Origin of the sequence: Paenibacillus sp. FSL W8-0919, assembly GCF_038003785.1 — a bacterium.
Classification (GTDB): Bacteria; Bacillota; Bacilli; order Paenibacillales; family Paenibacillaceae; genus Paenibacillus_AQ; species Paenibacillus_AQ lactis.
Window position 1 is genome coordinate 2582323 of record NZ_JBBOPV010000001.1, and the last position, 13487, is coordinate 2595809.

General features: G+C 53.6%; 14 protein-coding genes. 11 read left to right on the forward strand and 3 right to left on the reverse strand.

Features of this window, described 5'->3' with window-relative positions:
- Positions 1 to 144 precede the first annotated feature (144 nt).
- Positions 145 to 2010, forward strand: coding sequence for a hypothetical protein (locus tag NST44_RS11515; RefSeq protein WP_210094425.1), 1866 nt, complete (start codon positions 145 to 147; stop codon positions 2008 to 2010).
- Positions 2011 to 2149: 139 nt separating this feature from the next.
- On the opposite strand, the gene NST44_RS11520 is transcribed toward NST44_RS11515, so the two are convergent.
- Positions 2150 to 2539 carry a cytochrome C oxidase subunit II gene (locus NST44_RS11520; protein ID WP_210094424.1) on the reverse strand — a complete coding sequence of 130 codons (390 nt, stop codon included), beginning with the start codon at positions 2537 to 2539 and terminating at the stop codon, positions 2150 to 2152.
- A gap of 222 nt (positions 2540 to 2761) precedes the next feature.
- Positions 2762 to 3127, reverse strand: a complete 366-nt coding sequence (locus NST44_RS11525) for a phage holin family protein (RefSeq protein WP_007127258.1) — start codon at positions 3125 to 3127, stop codon at positions 2762 to 2764.
- Between the two features lie 158 nt (positions 3128 to 3285).
- Here NST44_RS11525 and NST44_RS11530 point away from each other — a divergent pair, with 158 nt between their 5' ends.
- From NST44_RS11530 to NST44_RS11545, 4 genes are all read left to right on the forward strand, one after another.
- The gene (locus tag NST44_RS11530; protein ID WP_007127259.1) at positions 3286 to 5655 is read left to right on the forward strand and encodes an endonuclease MutS2; all 2370 of its coding nucleotides are present in this window, start codon (positions 3286 to 3288) and stop codon (positions 5653 to 5655) included.
- Between the two features lie 131 nt (positions 5656 to 5786).
- Entirely contained in the window at positions 5787 to 6206 is a 420-nt protein-coding gene (locus NST44_RS11535) for a DUF350 domain-containing protein (RefSeq protein ID WP_007127260.1), read from the forward strand.
- Between the two features lie 165 nt (positions 6207 to 6371).
- On the forward strand, positions 6372 to 6941 hold the full coding sequence (locus NST44_RS11540; RefSeq protein WP_040737785.1) for a hypothetical protein: 570 nt from the start codon (positions 6372 to 6374) through the stop codon (positions 6939 to 6941).
- A 145-nt stretch (positions 6942 to 7086) separates the two neighbouring features.
- Complete coding sequence (locus NST44_RS11545; RefSeq protein ID WP_210094423.1) at positions 7087 to 8307, forward strand: MFS transporter; 1221 nt, start codon at positions 7087 to 7089, stop codon at positions 8305 to 8307.
- An 84-nt stretch (positions 8308 to 8391) separates the two neighbouring features.
- Here the strand turns inward: NST44_RS11545 and NST44_RS11550 are convergent, their stop codons facing one another.
- Positions 8392 to 9618, reverse strand: a complete 1227-nt coding sequence (locus NST44_RS11550; RefSeq protein WP_340899494.1) for an NAD(P)/FAD-dependent oxidoreductase — start codon at positions 9616 to 9618, stop codon at positions 8392 to 8394.
- A gap of 150 nt (positions 9619 to 9768) precedes the next feature.
- Between NST44_RS11550 and NST44_RS11555 the strand changes: the two genes are divergently transcribed.
- The 6 genes from NST44_RS11555 to NST44_RS11580 all read left to right on the forward strand — a co-directional run bounded on the left by NST44_RS11555 (position 9769) and on the right by NST44_RS11580 (position 13486).
- Positions 9769 to 10005 carry a hypothetical protein gene (locus NST44_RS11555; RefSeq protein WP_007127264.1) on the forward strand — a complete coding sequence of 79 codons (237 nt, stop codon included), beginning with the start codon at positions 9769 to 9771 and terminating at the stop codon, positions 10003 to 10005.
- 47 nt (positions 10006 to 10052) lie between these two features.
- Positions 10053 to 10433 carry a spore coat protein gene (locus NST44_RS11560; RefSeq protein WP_210094422.1) on the forward strand — a complete coding sequence of 127 codons (381 nt, stop codon included), beginning with the start codon at positions 10053 to 10055 and terminating at the stop codon, positions 10431 to 10433.
- Positions 10434 to 10614: 181 nt separating this feature from the next.
- Complete coding sequence (locus NST44_RS11565; RefSeq protein ID WP_007127266.1) at positions 10615 to 11115, forward strand: Lrp/AsnC family transcriptional regulator; 501 nt, start codon at positions 10615 to 10617, stop codon at positions 11113 to 11115.
- A gap of 14 nt (positions 11116 to 11129) precedes the next feature.
- On the forward strand, positions 11130 to 12335 hold the full coding sequence (locus NST44_RS11570) for an aminotransferase class I/II-fold pyridoxal phosphate-dependent enzyme (protein ID WP_028403780.1): 1206 nt from the start codon (positions 11130 to 11132) through the stop codon (positions 12333 to 12335).
- A gap of 118 nt (positions 12336 to 12453) precedes the next feature.
- Positions 12454 to 12717, forward strand: a complete 264-nt coding sequence (locus NST44_RS11575) for an aspartyl-phosphate phosphatase Spo0E family protein (protein WP_007127268.1) — start codon at positions 12454 to 12456, stop codon at positions 12715 to 12717.
- A 208-nt stretch (positions 12718 to 12925) separates the two neighbouring features.
- Positions 12926 to 13486, forward strand: coding sequence for a cob(I)yrinic acid a,c-diamide adenosyltransferase (locus tag NST44_RS11580; RefSeq protein ID WP_340899504.1), 561 nt, complete (start codon positions 12926 to 12928; stop codon positions 13484 to 13486).
- Position 13487 lies beyond the last annotated feature (1 nt).

Sequence of the window (13487 nt, forward strand, 5' to 3'; positions counted from 1 at the left end):
TAACCACAAGCGGCTATTGTCATAAATCAAGCTTCGGTCTGTGTCTCTACCATTCGTCTGCACTTGAGATCTCATATATAATGAAGGAAGAGGGATAGGCCAATACATCATAGATTGCACACATAATAGAAGGAGGGCACAACCGTGACAACACCGGATCGTAAAAGCGTCACCGTAGACATCTACGGGACTTCCTATAAACTTGTCGGCAGCAGCAGCGATTATACGAAACAGGTCGCAAGCTATGTGGACGAACGGATGCGCACCATATCCAAGGCGCACACCCGGCTGGATACTCCGCGAATTGCCGTCCTTGCTGCGGTACATATGGCTGAAGAAGCGCTGCAGATGCAGCATTATCAGAATGAGGCTAAGCAGCTTAATGCGGAGCGTAACGAGCTGCGTTCCGAGCTGGCGCGTGTTCAGGGGCTGCAGATTGAGCAGCAGGAAAGGCATCGCCAGCAGAGCGAGCTGATGGAACGCAAGCTTGCGGAGCAGACCGCTCTGGCTGAGGAATATCGGAGCGCGAAAGAGACGCTGACGGCTGAATCCGAGCGGACCAAGGAGCTGCTGCAGAAGGAATCTGCGCGTGTGTCTGAGCTGCAGCAGGATAAGCAGCAGCTGGAAGGGCAGCTGAAGAAGCAGCGCGAAGAGCTTGAGCGGCGGCACCAGCAGGCGCTGGAGGAAATGAAGCGGCGACATGAAAGCCAGCTGCAGCAATTGAACGGAACCCATAAGCAGGCGCTGGAGAAGCTGGAGCAGCAGTATCAGGCTTCCGCCAAGGAGGAAGCCGAGAAGCATGCCCAGCATGCCAAGAAGCTGGAGGAGTCCTTCAAGCAGGAGGCGCTTCAGAAAGACCGGCAGCATACAGCCGCCGTACAAGAGCTGGAGAAGCAGCTGTCGGATCAGCGAAGCCGGGGAGGTCAGCTGCAGTCGCGCCTGGCAGCGGCCGAGAAGGAGCTGGGCGTAGTCAAGAGCGAGTCCCAGAAGCTGAAGGAGGATTTGCTTCAGGCAAGGCAGCAGGTCAAGAGCGCCGAGCAGGAGCTGCAGAAGCTTCGGAGTCAAGTGCAGCAGCTGAGCGAGGAGCGGGACAGCCTGAAAGCCGAATCCGCCAAGTCGGAAGAGGAGCGGCGCCGCCTTCAGAAGCTCGTTGTGGATGCGAATCAGACTTCGAGGAAGCAGCAGGAGGAGCTGCAGCGGTTGAGCCAGGAGCTTCAGTCTTGGCGTACGCTGGCCGATCAGCGTAAAGTGGAGACCGGCGAGCTCGAGATGCGGATTGTGGAGCTGATGGAAGGCAACGAAAGCCTGGAGGAAGGCATGAGAGGCCTCCAGGATGAAATCGGCGTTCTGAAGGACGAAGCCGAACGCGCGAATGCCGATCGCAATGCGGCCCGGCAGGAATTGCTCGAGCTTCAGCACCGGTATGACGAGCTGGAGAAGCTGGGCAAGGAAGCGGAGAGCCGCGAGGAAGAAACGCATAAGCTCTATGCGATGCTCGAGGAGGAATACGATACGCTTTCAAGTCAGCTGGACGAGCTTCGCCGCAAGGCAAATGCAAGCGAGGAGCACAGTCAGGAGCTTGCGAAGCGATTAAGAGAGGCAGAGGAACGGGCGGCTCACTGGCAGGAGCAATGCGAGCAGTGGATGGCGGAGCGGGACCAGCTCGCGGAAGAGACGGAGCGGCTTCAGGCCGAACGCGAGGAATGGAAGACATCCCGGGACGCGCTGGAAGAGGAGCTGACTTCCTGGCAGCGAGAAATCGCTTCAGCTAAGGAAGCCTGCGAGCGAATGGAGAGCGAGAAGAAGGATGCCGAGGCGCAGTACGCCGAGCTGGGCGAGCAGTATGAGCTCGTTATGCATCAATACCGGCTGCTGCAGGCCGAACAGGAGCTGAAGGCGGAGCAAACCGCCCACCTTGAAGAAGAACATAAGAAGCTGAAGGAAGAGTACGCCAAGCTTCAAGTCGAATATAATGAATGGATTGAACTGATCGAGCAGGACCAGCGATAATCCGAGGGTCTGCTTCCGTATTCTGATCAGTACGGTTGTGGAATCATCCCATTCTTACCAGCGGCAAAAACCTCCGGTTGCACAGAGAGGAAGTTCTCTCTGGCAATCCGGAGGTTTTGTTTGCGTCTTGCTGCTGGTGCTATTCTTCAACAATAAGCTTGGAGATCATCGCGCCATGGCCGCTTCCGCACATAATGGAGCAAGAAATTTCGAATTCGCCCGCTTCGTCCGGGGTAACGACCGTGGAGTTGTTTTTGCGGTCAAGCTGCAGGCCCAGAGCCGGGATCATGACCCCATGATTGCCTTCCTCGTTCTCATACGTAATTTTGACGGGAACCCCTTTTTTCAGACGGTATTCCTCTTGGTCGAACTTGAAGTTCGTTCCCTTGATGACGAGTTCAGCTTCCGGCGCTACGCCTGTATCGGTAATGCCCGAATCTCCTGCGGATTCATTCTGATTTCCGCCGCCGCATGCAGCCAGCACAAGCAGAAGCATAGAAGATATAAGCAGTGCAATCGCTTTTTTCACTATGATCTCTCCCGACTATGAAATATTGGTGAACTTTACCTATCTGTTTTTTATCATAGCGCAGAAAGAGCGGGCATGCACATCGCTGTTATGAAAAATTGGTGAACTCAGCGCTTAAAAATATGTCTGAACAGGACAACACCCCCCTGTTAGTGGCAACAGGGGGGTGCTGAGAAATATCCGCCGTACTTTCGAAGAAGGGCGGTTAGCCGCAGGTGTGTGCTACGAATTCTTGCGGCGGCTCTTGCCGGCTTCAAACGGTGTGGCGACCGGGATGAACAAATCGATGATCCCGATAACGAGCGCGGCAATTAGAGCGCCCAATACGGAGACGCTGACGCCTCCAACGATAAATTGGGCAAGGTAAATGACAAGGGCGCTCACGAGAAAGCCTACGATCCCGCGTCCAAACGGGGTGACCCTCTTGCCGAAGATCCCCTCAATCGCCCAGCCAAACAGAGCGATAACCAGCGCAAGCAAGAGCGCACTTCCGAATCCGCCGACGGTGAATTGAGGAACAATCCATCCCACGACCATAAGTACAAGCGCGGCAACGATAAATCGAACGACGTGCCCGAGGAATTGCATGGTACTTGCCTCCTTAGAAATAGGACTAAGAATGTTACGCAGAAATTATTTTGTTCAATTGAGCCTGCGGTTATGTGTGGAAGGATTTTGGTTTCCATGGCGAATTTCCATGGCTTTCGTTATAATATATGCATTGATTGAGAGGAGTTGTGAGCTTCTTGAACGACAAGATTTTGCAAACGTTGGAATATCGAAAAATTTTAAATACATTGTCGCAGTATACCCAGACCTCGATGGGAGCCGAGAGAACGGAGCAGCTTCGGCCCGTTGCGGAGCTTGAGGACGTGAAGCATCTGCTCGCGGCGACCGACCAGGCGTACACCGTCGATCGGCTGAAGGGAACGCCTTCCTTCAGCGGCGTTACGGATATTAATGACGCATTAAAGCGGGCGCGGATCGGAGGGACGCTGAATCCGCATGAGCTGTTAGCCACGGCGAACACCATCTTAGGCTCGCGGCGCATTAAGCGTTTCATCGCAGGCATCCATGAGGATGAACCCATCGACATCCTGTTTCATTTGAGCGATTTGATCTCGGAGCAGAAGCCGCTGGAGGATGCGATCCGGGCATGCATCGACGATTCGGCCGAGGTGCTGGATACGGCAAGCGCGGAGCTGGCCCAGATTCGGCGCGAGCTGCGAAACGGCGAGGTGCGGATCCGGGAGAAGCTGGAATCGATGATCCGCTCCCAATCGGTGGCGAAGATGCTGCAGGATCAGCTGATTACGATCCGCGGCGACCGTTTTGTCATTCCGGTCAAGGCGGAGTACCGTTCATACTTTGGCGGCATCGTCCATGACCAATCCGGATCCGGCGCTACCCTGTTTATCGAGCCGGAATCCATTGTGGCCATGAACAACAAGCTTCGGGAGACCCGGATTCGGGAAGAACGGGAAATTGAAGTCATCCTGCAAAAATTGACCGCACAGGTCGGCGAGCAGGCCGACGTGCTGGCGATTGACGTCGATCTGGTCGGCCAGCTGGACTTTATTTTTGCCAAAGCCCGCTTGGCGCATGTCATGAAGGCTTCGCTGCCGCGAATGAACGACCGGGGATATATCAAGCTCCGCAAAGGCCGCCATCCGCTAATTCCGATGGATCAGGTCGTGCCGCTTGATGTCGAGCTGGGCAATTCGTATACTTCGATCATCGTGACCGGCCCCAACACCGGAGGAAAGACCGTTACGCTGAAAACGATCGGGCTGCTCAATCTGATGGCGATGTCCGGTTTGTTCATTCCGGCCGAGGAAGGCAGCCAGATGTGCGTATTCGATGCGATTTATGCCGATATCGGGGATGAGCAGAGCATCGAGCAGAGCCTGAGTACTTTTTCCAGCCATATGACCAATATCATTCGCATTTTGACCCAAATGACCCCGAAAAGCCTAGTATTGCTGGACGAGGTAGGGGCAGGTACAGATCCGGCGGAGGGCTCCGCCCTCGCGATCGCGATCCTCGAGCATATCCATTCCATGGGTTGCCGCATGATTGCCACAACGCACTATTCCGAGCTGAAAGCCTACGCTTACGAGCGGAAGGGCATTATTAACGCCAGCATGGAATTCGACATCAACACGCTGAGCCCAACCTATAGGCTCCTCGTCGGCGTGCCGGGACGAAGCAACGCTTTTGCGATTGCGGAACGGCTCGGTCTGCCGGGCTCCATTCTGGAATTTGCCCGGGGTGAAGTGAAGGAAGAGGATCAGCGGGTCGAGCATATGATTGCCTCTCTTGAGGAAAACCGGCATACTGCCGAGGTTGAACGCGAGAAGGCGGAGCAGGTCCGGAAGGAAATGGAGGAGCTGCGCGCCCGTCATCGTGAGGAGCTTCAGCGGCTGGAGGACCAGCGCGATAAGCTGGTTGATAAAGCGCGCGTCGAAGCGAAGCAGATTGTCGATAAAGCTCGTTCCGAGGCGGAACAGATCATATCGGATCTGCGCAAGCTGGCCCAGGAGGAAGGGGCATCGGTTAAGGAGCATAAGCTGATCGCGGCCAGAAAGCGGCTGGAGGAAGCCGAGCCCGAGCAGGGCAAAAGGCCGGGGGCCCAGCGCCAGAGCAAGCAGCAGCGCAGTATCGAAGCCGGTGACGAGGTCCGCGTGTACAGCCTGAACCAGAAAGGCCATGTGGTGGAGCTCGCAGGATCGAAGGAAGCGATCGTGCAGCTTGGCATCATGAAGATGAAGGTCGGGCTCGACGATTTGGAGCTGCTGTCCAATCCGGCTGCAAACGCCAAACAGGCGCAGAAGCAGCATGCCACGGTGCTCAAGCGAACGCGTGATGCAAATATCCGCAATGAGCTTGATCTTCGCGGCGCCAATTTGGAGGAAGCGTTAATCGAGGTGGACCGCTTTATCGACGAGGCGTTCCTCGGCAACCTGGGCCAGATTTACATCATTCATGGCAAAGGTACGGGGATATTGCGAACAGGCATTCAGGAATATTTGCGCAAGCATAAGCATGTCAAAAGCTACCGCCTCGGCAACTACGGTGAAGGCGGAACCGGCGTTACGATTGCCGAGCTGAAATAAGGAAGAGCAAAAATCAGGAACCGTTTTCTCCTTCATACGTATACAATACACCATAGGGATTAGTCCGGCGGGATTCTTGACCTCACCAGGTCTTCAGAGTCCCGCCGAGGTTCGGGGAGGAACTATTGGGAATGATGGAAGCGATTGATCATTTGCTGACCCACCCATTGGGCGTGCTTGTCGGGTATTTTTCGGTGGCCATATTAGCGCTGATCGTGTACCTGTATTGCTTTGAGCTGGTCACCAAGTACAACTGCTGGGATGAAATACGCAAGGGTAATGTGGCCGCAGCCATGGCAACGGGAGGCAAGGTATTCGGTATTTGCAATGTTATGCGCTACAGCATTACGGCCAACACCTCCATTTACGGTATGATTAAATGGTCGTTCTTAGGGTTTATACTGCTGTTGGCGGCATATTTGCTGTTGGAATTCCTTACTCCGGTATTCTCCGTTGATGAGGAAATCGGCAAGGATAACCGTGCCGTCGGCTTAATTGTGCTGCTGATCACCGTATCTTTATCTTACATTATCGGCGCCAGTATTACGTAGGGCTGCTAGTACGGGAGGAAAAGTACGATGAAATATTTGCCGCGGGTGCTGTTTGCGGCCGCCTTGATCTTCTTTGTGGGGGGCATCGTTTATTTGATGTCCCAGTAAAATATATGAACCGACCTATCATGGGCCGCTTTAATTAGGAAAGGAATGAATGTAACGATGGAGCCAACGGTATGTCCATGGTGTCAAAATGAAATTGTGTGGGACGAAGAGATCGGTCCCGAGGATACATGTCCCCACTGCTCCAACGAGCTGAAGGGGTACCGGACCCTCAGCATTTCCATTGACCGGGAGGATGAGGAAGCCGATCCGGCGGATCTGGATGAAGTGGACGAAGAATCCTTTGATATCTCCGAAGATGAGAAGCGTGAGCTTCACCGCATATGGGGATCCGATACAGAGAACCTCTCTTCGCTGCGAACGGTGGATAAGTACGGAGAGGATCATGATTTGTTTGCATTCGAGGAGGCCGTGGAAGCGGTTCTGGACGAGCAGGACGAGGTGCCGGAGTGCTTCCATTGCCGGGAGTATATGCTCCATGCGGGCACGCAGCGCGTGACGGAAGAGGGATTCCAGCCGGCTGTCGCCTCCTTGCTGCAAGGACCGGTGCTGAAGCCGCCTTTCGACATGAACGTCTACGTGTGTCCAGGTTGCTTCCAGGTACAGTACAATCTGGCCGAGGACGACCGTTTGCGTTTGATTCGAAGCTTCATCCAGAAAAAGGAATAGCCGTAAGGATAGGCGAAATGGCCCGTCTTAGGGCTTGTTACAGGGAACCGCTAAGGAGCGGTTCCCTTTTTTCGTTATGAAGCGGGCACGGAAAGGGTAAAATATCCGAGGACTTTCAGTGTAACTGGCAAGGGAGGAACTGCAGATGAAATGGACAAAGGACCCCCAGGCTATCCTTCTACTTTCCGTTCATGGCCTCTTCATTCTATCGAGCGCGCTGTCGGGCACATTCCTGAACGTGTACCTGTGGAAGAGCCGGCAGGATTATTTGATGCTTGGCTGGTTTACGATTGCCCAGCAAGTCGCTTTGGGGCTTACCTTCTGGGCTGCGGGGAAATGGGTGAAGGAGCACAATAAGATGAATGCCCTCCGCCTCGGAATTGCCGTTTCCGGCATATTCTATATGTGCGTGCTGTGGGCAGGAGGTCAAGCCGTTGATTACATTTGGCCCCTCGGCTTGCTGTTCGGCGTATCGCTGGGATTGTTCTGGCTGGCCTTTAATGTCGTCTATTTCGAAGTGTCCAGCGCGGAGAACCGGGACTGGTTCAATGGCTGGATCGGGCTGCTGGGCTCCATCACCGGCATTATCGGGCCGTGGTTGGCCGGCTGGATCATCACGATTATGCACGGAGAGTCCGGCTACAGGTTTATTTTCACGGTCTCGATGATCATTTACGGCGTAACGGTCGTTCTTAGTTTTTTTCTGCACAAGCGTCCGGTCCAGGACAGCTACCATTGGCTCGAAGCCTATCACCGGTTAAAGGAAGGCGGAGTGTGGAAATATGCCGTATGGGGGCTTGCCGTGCAGGGGATGCGGGAAGGGGTATTTTCCTTTCTCATCACCCTGCTCGTATTTGTCGCTACCGACCGTGAGGCCAAGCTCGGCCAATTCGCGCTAATCACCTCTGCCGTCTCGCTAGTCAGCTACTGGATATGCGGGAAATGGTTCAAGCCGAAGTACCGCAAAACCGGTATGCTCATCGGCGCAGCGTGTATGCTGCTTGTCATTATGCCTTTGCTTCTGGATGTCAATTATACGACCCTGCTGGTGCTTGGTATCGGTACCTCGCTGTTTATCCCGCTGTACATGCTGCCGTCCGTATCGGTAAGCTTCGATCTGATGGGACTTAACCGGGAAAACGTGGAGAAGCGGGTGGAGCTTGTCGTGCTTCGGGAGCTGAGCCTCACTTTGGGGAGAATCGCAGGACTTTTGGTCTTTATCATGGTGTTGTCCATACGGCAGGATACGTTAACGATTACCTTGCTGCTTTTGTTTTTGGGCGCTTCGCCGATCGGCTCATGGATCTTTATGCGGAAGCTGTTTACCGGGGACAAACAAGCGACCTATACTGGGAAAGCCGACTAGGAAACACGGGGAATCAGTCATTCAAAAAAAAGGGTATCCGCGGGTTCGTGCCCGGGATACCCTTTGCTGCATTGGCCAGCATGTCTATTCGTTCTTGATCTCGACCGGACGGGTCAAGGACAGCCACGCCAGCGCTTCGGGCTCACGGCCTGCAATGGCTTCAGCCAGGAGCTCTGCCGCAATCATGCTGAATACCGTACCGTTGCCGCCGTATACCTCCATGAAATAGCTGTTCGGGTATTCGGGATGACGTCCGATGAGGGGCATGCCATCCTTCGTAGACGCGAAGATCCCCGCCCAGGCGCAAGCCATTCTTACGCCTTCCAACTCGGGGAACATACGGCCGATTTCCTTCAGCAGCCTGTCGCTTCGTTCCTTCATGAACTGATACGGCCTGCCGGAAGGAGGGGGAGGCTCGTCCAGTCCGCCGGCCATAATCCGGTGATCCGGCGTTGTTCTGAAATAGAGATAGGGATTGCCGGACTCCCACAGTAACGCCTGATCGTGCCAAGAAGATAGATCGGATACCGGCTCGGTCATGATCGCATACGTGTTGGTCAGCACCACCTGACGGTCCGGCTTCCAATCCTGCATGGCATAACCTCCAGCCCATACGGCCTGCTTAGCCGCCACCGCCCCCCGCTGCGTATGGGCCACTACGCTGCTGTCGGTATATAGGCAATCCAGGACTTCACTCTCCTCATAAATCCGGAGCCCCTGAAGGCTAGCGTCTTTCAGTATGCCGTGTCCGAGAAGGTAAGGATTAACCTCGGCGTCTCCACGGGTATATAGCGCCGCTTCCTTTGCGAAAGGAAAGGCGGCCTTGATTCGCTGGCGGTCCCAATACTCCACATCGAAGCCGCAGCGCTTCAGAATATCATACTCATGCCGAAGCTTGCCGGCATCCTCAGGCGTGCTCGCATAATAGAGACTGTTTCTTTCCGTGAAGGATGAATCGATGGATAGCTCTCCGGCTATATCAGATAGTCGTTTCACCGCATCTTTGCACATCCGGTAAAAGGCCTTGCCCTGCTGTTCGTTAAACTGCTGAATCAGCTCGGAAAGCATCCGGTCGTTGGCGAACTGCAGAAGTCCCGCATTGGCCGAGGTGCTGCCGCCGCAAACGCGCCCTTTTTCCAACAACACGGTGTCCACACCCTGTTTCGTCAGTACGTAGGCCATGGCCGCTCCGCTGATGCCCCCGCCGATCACAAGAACATCGCAATGGATCTTATCTTCTAAACGGGGGTATTTCGCTATGGGCTTGTTGTGTAAAAATGTCCAGGGGGTGGTGCCGCCGGTCAATATCATGTCCTTCGTGCTTCCTCCTTCAAAACGTATGGGGCGATCCATATTAGTTTTGGATTCCTGTCGGGGATTTATGAGGCCCGGAACATAGTTTTTATTGCCCGAGGCATACTAGGGTTGCGATACTTTATGGCAAAGGAGAATGACAACGACATGACATCCAATCATCAAATGGAGCCGCTGACCTTCAAAGAGCTGGACTATATCGCGGATTGCCTATCGAATGAAGCGATGCTGGCCAAGCATTGCGCGGCAACTGCGGCGGCAAGCAAGAATCCTGCGATCCAGCAGGCACTGATGGGGTTTGCAAGCCGTCACGAGCAGCATATGGATACCCTGGTGAATTCGCTCCAGGCACACAGCGGAATCGCGCCTGCACAGCCCCAGTAACCTCAACCTTAAATACTTCGAGCACATGAACATAAGGAGGATTATTAATGGCATCCATGGGCAATGCTTCATTTTTACCGGAACAGGATATGCTCAGCACGATTTTGGGTGAGCTGAAGCGAACGGTTCGCGAATATACGACGGCCACAACGGAGTCATCCTGCCCCGCCGTCCGGCAAATGTTCGAGAGCCTGACTGCGGACACGTTGAAGCTGCAGGGGGAGTTATACAGCCTGATGAAACAGCAAAACATGTATTCCGCCGGATCATATGCGCTGAAGGTCGATGTGGACAAGCAGTATAAGCAGGCACAGCAGTCCGTCCAAAAAGCGCGGGATCTAATCAGCCAAAAAAACGCAGCGATGGGTCCGTTCGCACACCAGCCGAATGTTGCTTCCCATGCGGCAAACGTTCCGCCGCTATCCTAAATGCAGCCATGCTTTTCCCCGCATAAAAACCGATGGTTCTTGCTGCAGCTTTCGCGGGAGCAGCCGTCGGTTTTTTTGTTTTGCACATCCCATGTGAGTTATTGTAATATAGGTATTAATCTCTGCTTCCGAACCCTGCAGCTGATGAAGGGATCGAAAGCAAGTGCTGGAGGATACGTATATGGAAGAGCTAAGCGAATTGAAACTGAAGGTGCTTGACCTGCTGAAAGAGGACGCGAGAAGATCGCCGGCTTTGCTCTCAACCCTTCTTGGTGTCGATGAGGAAGAAGTAAAGACCTCCATTGCAGAGCTTGAGCGGGATCATGTGATCGTGAAATATGCGACAGTTGTCAATTGGGGCAAGGTTGAGGATGAGAAGGTAACGGCGCTGATCGAAGTACAGATTACGCCTGAACGCGGAAGAGGCTTCGAAGGCATTGCGGAGCGGATTTATCTGTTCCCTCAAGTGAAGTCGGTCTACCTCATGTCCGGCGCGTATGATCTGCTGGTTGAAGTGGAAGGCGCCAATTTGCGCGAAGTGGCCAATTTTGTGTCCGAGAAGCTGTCACCGATTGATTCGGTACTGTCGACCAAAACCAATTTTATTTTGAAAAAATATAAACAAGACGGGATTATTTTTGAAGAGCGTGAAGAAGACAACCGTCTCCTGATCTCGCCGTAAAGGAAGCGTGTGCTATGATTGTGAACGAACAGCAGCTTGCAGAACAAAACAGGAAATCGATGAGCTCCTATCTGGCGCCGAGTGTTAGAAATATTCAGCCTTCGGGAATCCGGAAGTTTTTCGATCTGGTCAGCGGCAACAAGGATATCATCACGCTCGGAGTCGGCGAGCCGGATTTCGTAACTCCGTGGCATGTCCGCGAAGCCTGCGTTTATTCCCTTGAGCGCGGGTTTACCGGCTATACGTCCAATGCGGGCATGCCGGAGCTGCGCGAAGCGATTGCGGAATATTTGAACGACAGCTTCCATGTCGCTTACGACCCTGCGAATGAAATGATTGTGACCGTCGGCGGAAGCGAAGCGATCGATCTGGCGCTTAGGGCCTTGATCGTTCCCGGTGACGAAATTTTGATACCTGAACCGTGTTATATTTCTTATTCTCCGATTACCTCGCTGGGCGGCGGGGTGCCGGTTGGCATCGAGACGAAGGCCGAGAATCAGTTCAAGCTGACGGCCGAGGCCCTCGAGGCGAAGATTACGCCGAAGTCGAAAATACTGATTCTGTGTTATCCAAGCAATCCGACAGGGGCTATTATGACCTATGAGGATTGGCTCCCGATTGCGGAAGTGGTGGAGAAGCATGATCTGATCGTCATCTCCGATGAGATCTATGCCGAGTTAACGTACGAAGGCAAGCATGTCAGCTTTGCCCAGGTTCCGGGCATGAAAGACCGCACGATTCTCGTCAGCGGTTTTTCCAAGGCATTTGCAATGACGGGCTGGCGTATGGGATATGTGTGCGCGCATTCCGATCTGATTGCTGCCATGCTGAAGATCCATCAGTACACCGTCATGTGCGCGCCTGCGATGGGACAGGTGGCCGCGCTGGAGGCGCTCCGCAACGGTATGGGCGAGAAGGATCGCATGGTGGAGTCGTATAATCAGCGGCGCAGGCTCATTGTCAAGGGATTGTGTGAGGTCGGGCTGGATTGCCATGAACCGCAAGGGGCCTTCTACGCATTCCCAAGCATCAAGCGGACGGGGTTAACATCGGAGGATTTCGCCCAGCAGCTCCTGACAGAGGCCAAGGTCGCTGCCGTTCCAGGCACGGCTTTCGGATCGGGCGGGGAAGGCTTTATACGCTGCTCTTATGCAACATCCATATCACAGCTGAACGAAGCGTTGGAGCGTATAGGAAAGTTTATGGAAAAATTAATATAAGCAAGGAATTCGTTGTACGTTTTCCTTGAATTAACAAAAGTTTTACTTTTCATTGGTCAGAAATATGTTATAATTTTATTTTGGGAGCAGAATTTTACTTTCCAAGGAGGGATCACCAGTGTTTTGTGATTATGAATTGTCAAATTACCGTGGTGATTATACGGCTGAAGACAATGATCACGGTAAATGGTCAATGAAATCAGCGAAATCCACTCCTCAGGAAATCACCTTGGAAGACGAAATTCACATGCTCCGCCGGAAGATGGAGCAGATTTTTCTTGAAGAACAGTCCTTCACTTCGGAGATCGTGATCGAAATCAGCAGTTTGCTGGATTTGAAGATTAACGAGTACATGAAAGCCAACCCGAAAAAGAAATTATAAACGCGAGTATCCTGATACATGAAATATATAAAGATAAGGCTGTTCTGTGGGTGATCCAATTACCCGCGAGAGCAGCCTTATTCGCATCCGGGCATTCCTTTTTGGCTTGAAGCGATTGGGGAAGTTGCACCGGGTTGTGCTATAGTTGAGCATAATAAGATGATATATAAGAAAGCTGCCTGAATCGGGATAAGGAGGAGACGCGTAAATGAAGATATACACGAAAACAGGGGATGCCGGTGAGACTTCCATTATCGGCGGACGTGTTCCTAAGGATGATCCGCGGATCGAAGCGTACGGTACGATTGACGAATTAAACAGCTTTACCGGACAGGCCGTGTGCCTGGCGAAGGAGAGCGGGTTCGAGGAGCTGGCCCGGCAGCTGGTCCAGATCCAGCATGAGCTGTTTGATTGCGGCTCGGATTTAGCTTATGCAAGGCCACGCGAGGATAAATACAAGGTGAAAACCGGCCTGGTCGATCATTTGGAAACGTGGATGGATGAGCTGGAGGAGGGCAATCCGCCGCTGGAACGCTTCATCCTGCCGGGAGGAAGCCCGCTGGCGGCCGCCCTCCATGTATGCCGGACCGTCTGCCGCCGGGCGGAACGGCTGACCGTTACGCTGCAGCGCGACATTGAGAGTAATCCGGAGGTACGCCGTTATCTGAACCGGCTGTCGGATTATTTCTTCGTGGCGGCGCGCGCGGCGAATGCCCGTGCGGGAATACCGGATGTGGAGTACGAGCGCAGCGGGAAGGTGTTTCGATAAT

Excerpts from the sequence above, each read along its gene's own strand:
- NST44_RS11525 (WP_007127258.1), bottom strand. The coding sequence starts at position 3,127 with ATGCAATTCCTCGGGCACGTCGTTCGATTTATCGTTGCCGCGCTTGTA.
- NST44_RS11535 (WP_007127260.1), top strand. The coding sequence starts at position 5,787 with ATGATGGAAGCGATTGATCATTTGCTGACCCACCCATTGGGCGTGCTT.
- NST44_RS11540 (WP_040737785.1), top strand. The coding sequence starts at position 6,372 with ATGGAGCCAACGGTATGTCCATGGTGTCAAAATGAAATTGTGTGGGAC.
- NST44_RS11545 (WP_210094423.1), top strand. The coding sequence starts at position 7,087 with ATGAAATGGACAAAGGACCCCCAGGCTATCCTTCTACTTTCCGTTCAT.
- NST44_RS11550 (WP_340899494.1), bottom strand. The coding sequence starts at position 9,618 with ATGATATTGACCGGCGGCACCACCCCCTGGACATTTTTACACAACAAG.
- NST44_RS11555 (WP_007127264.1), top strand. The coding sequence starts at position 9,769 with ATGACATCCAATCATCAAATGGAGCCGCTGACCTTCAAAGAGCTGGAC.
- NST44_RS11560 (WP_210094422.1), top strand. The coding sequence starts at position 10,053 with ATGGCATCCATGGGCAATGCTTCATTTTTACCGGAACAGGATATGCTC.
- NST44_RS11565 (WP_007127266.1), top strand. The coding sequence starts at position 10,615 with ATGGAAGAGCTAAGCGAATTGAAACTGAAGGTGCTTGACCTGCTGAAA.
- NST44_RS11570 (WP_028403780.1), top strand. The coding sequence starts at position 11,130 with ATGATTGTGAACGAACAGCAGCTTGCAGAACAAAACAGGAAATCGATG.
- NST44_RS11580 (WP_340899504.1), top strand. The coding sequence starts at position 12,926 with ATGAAGATATACACGAAAACAGGGGATGCCGGTGAGACTTCCATTATC.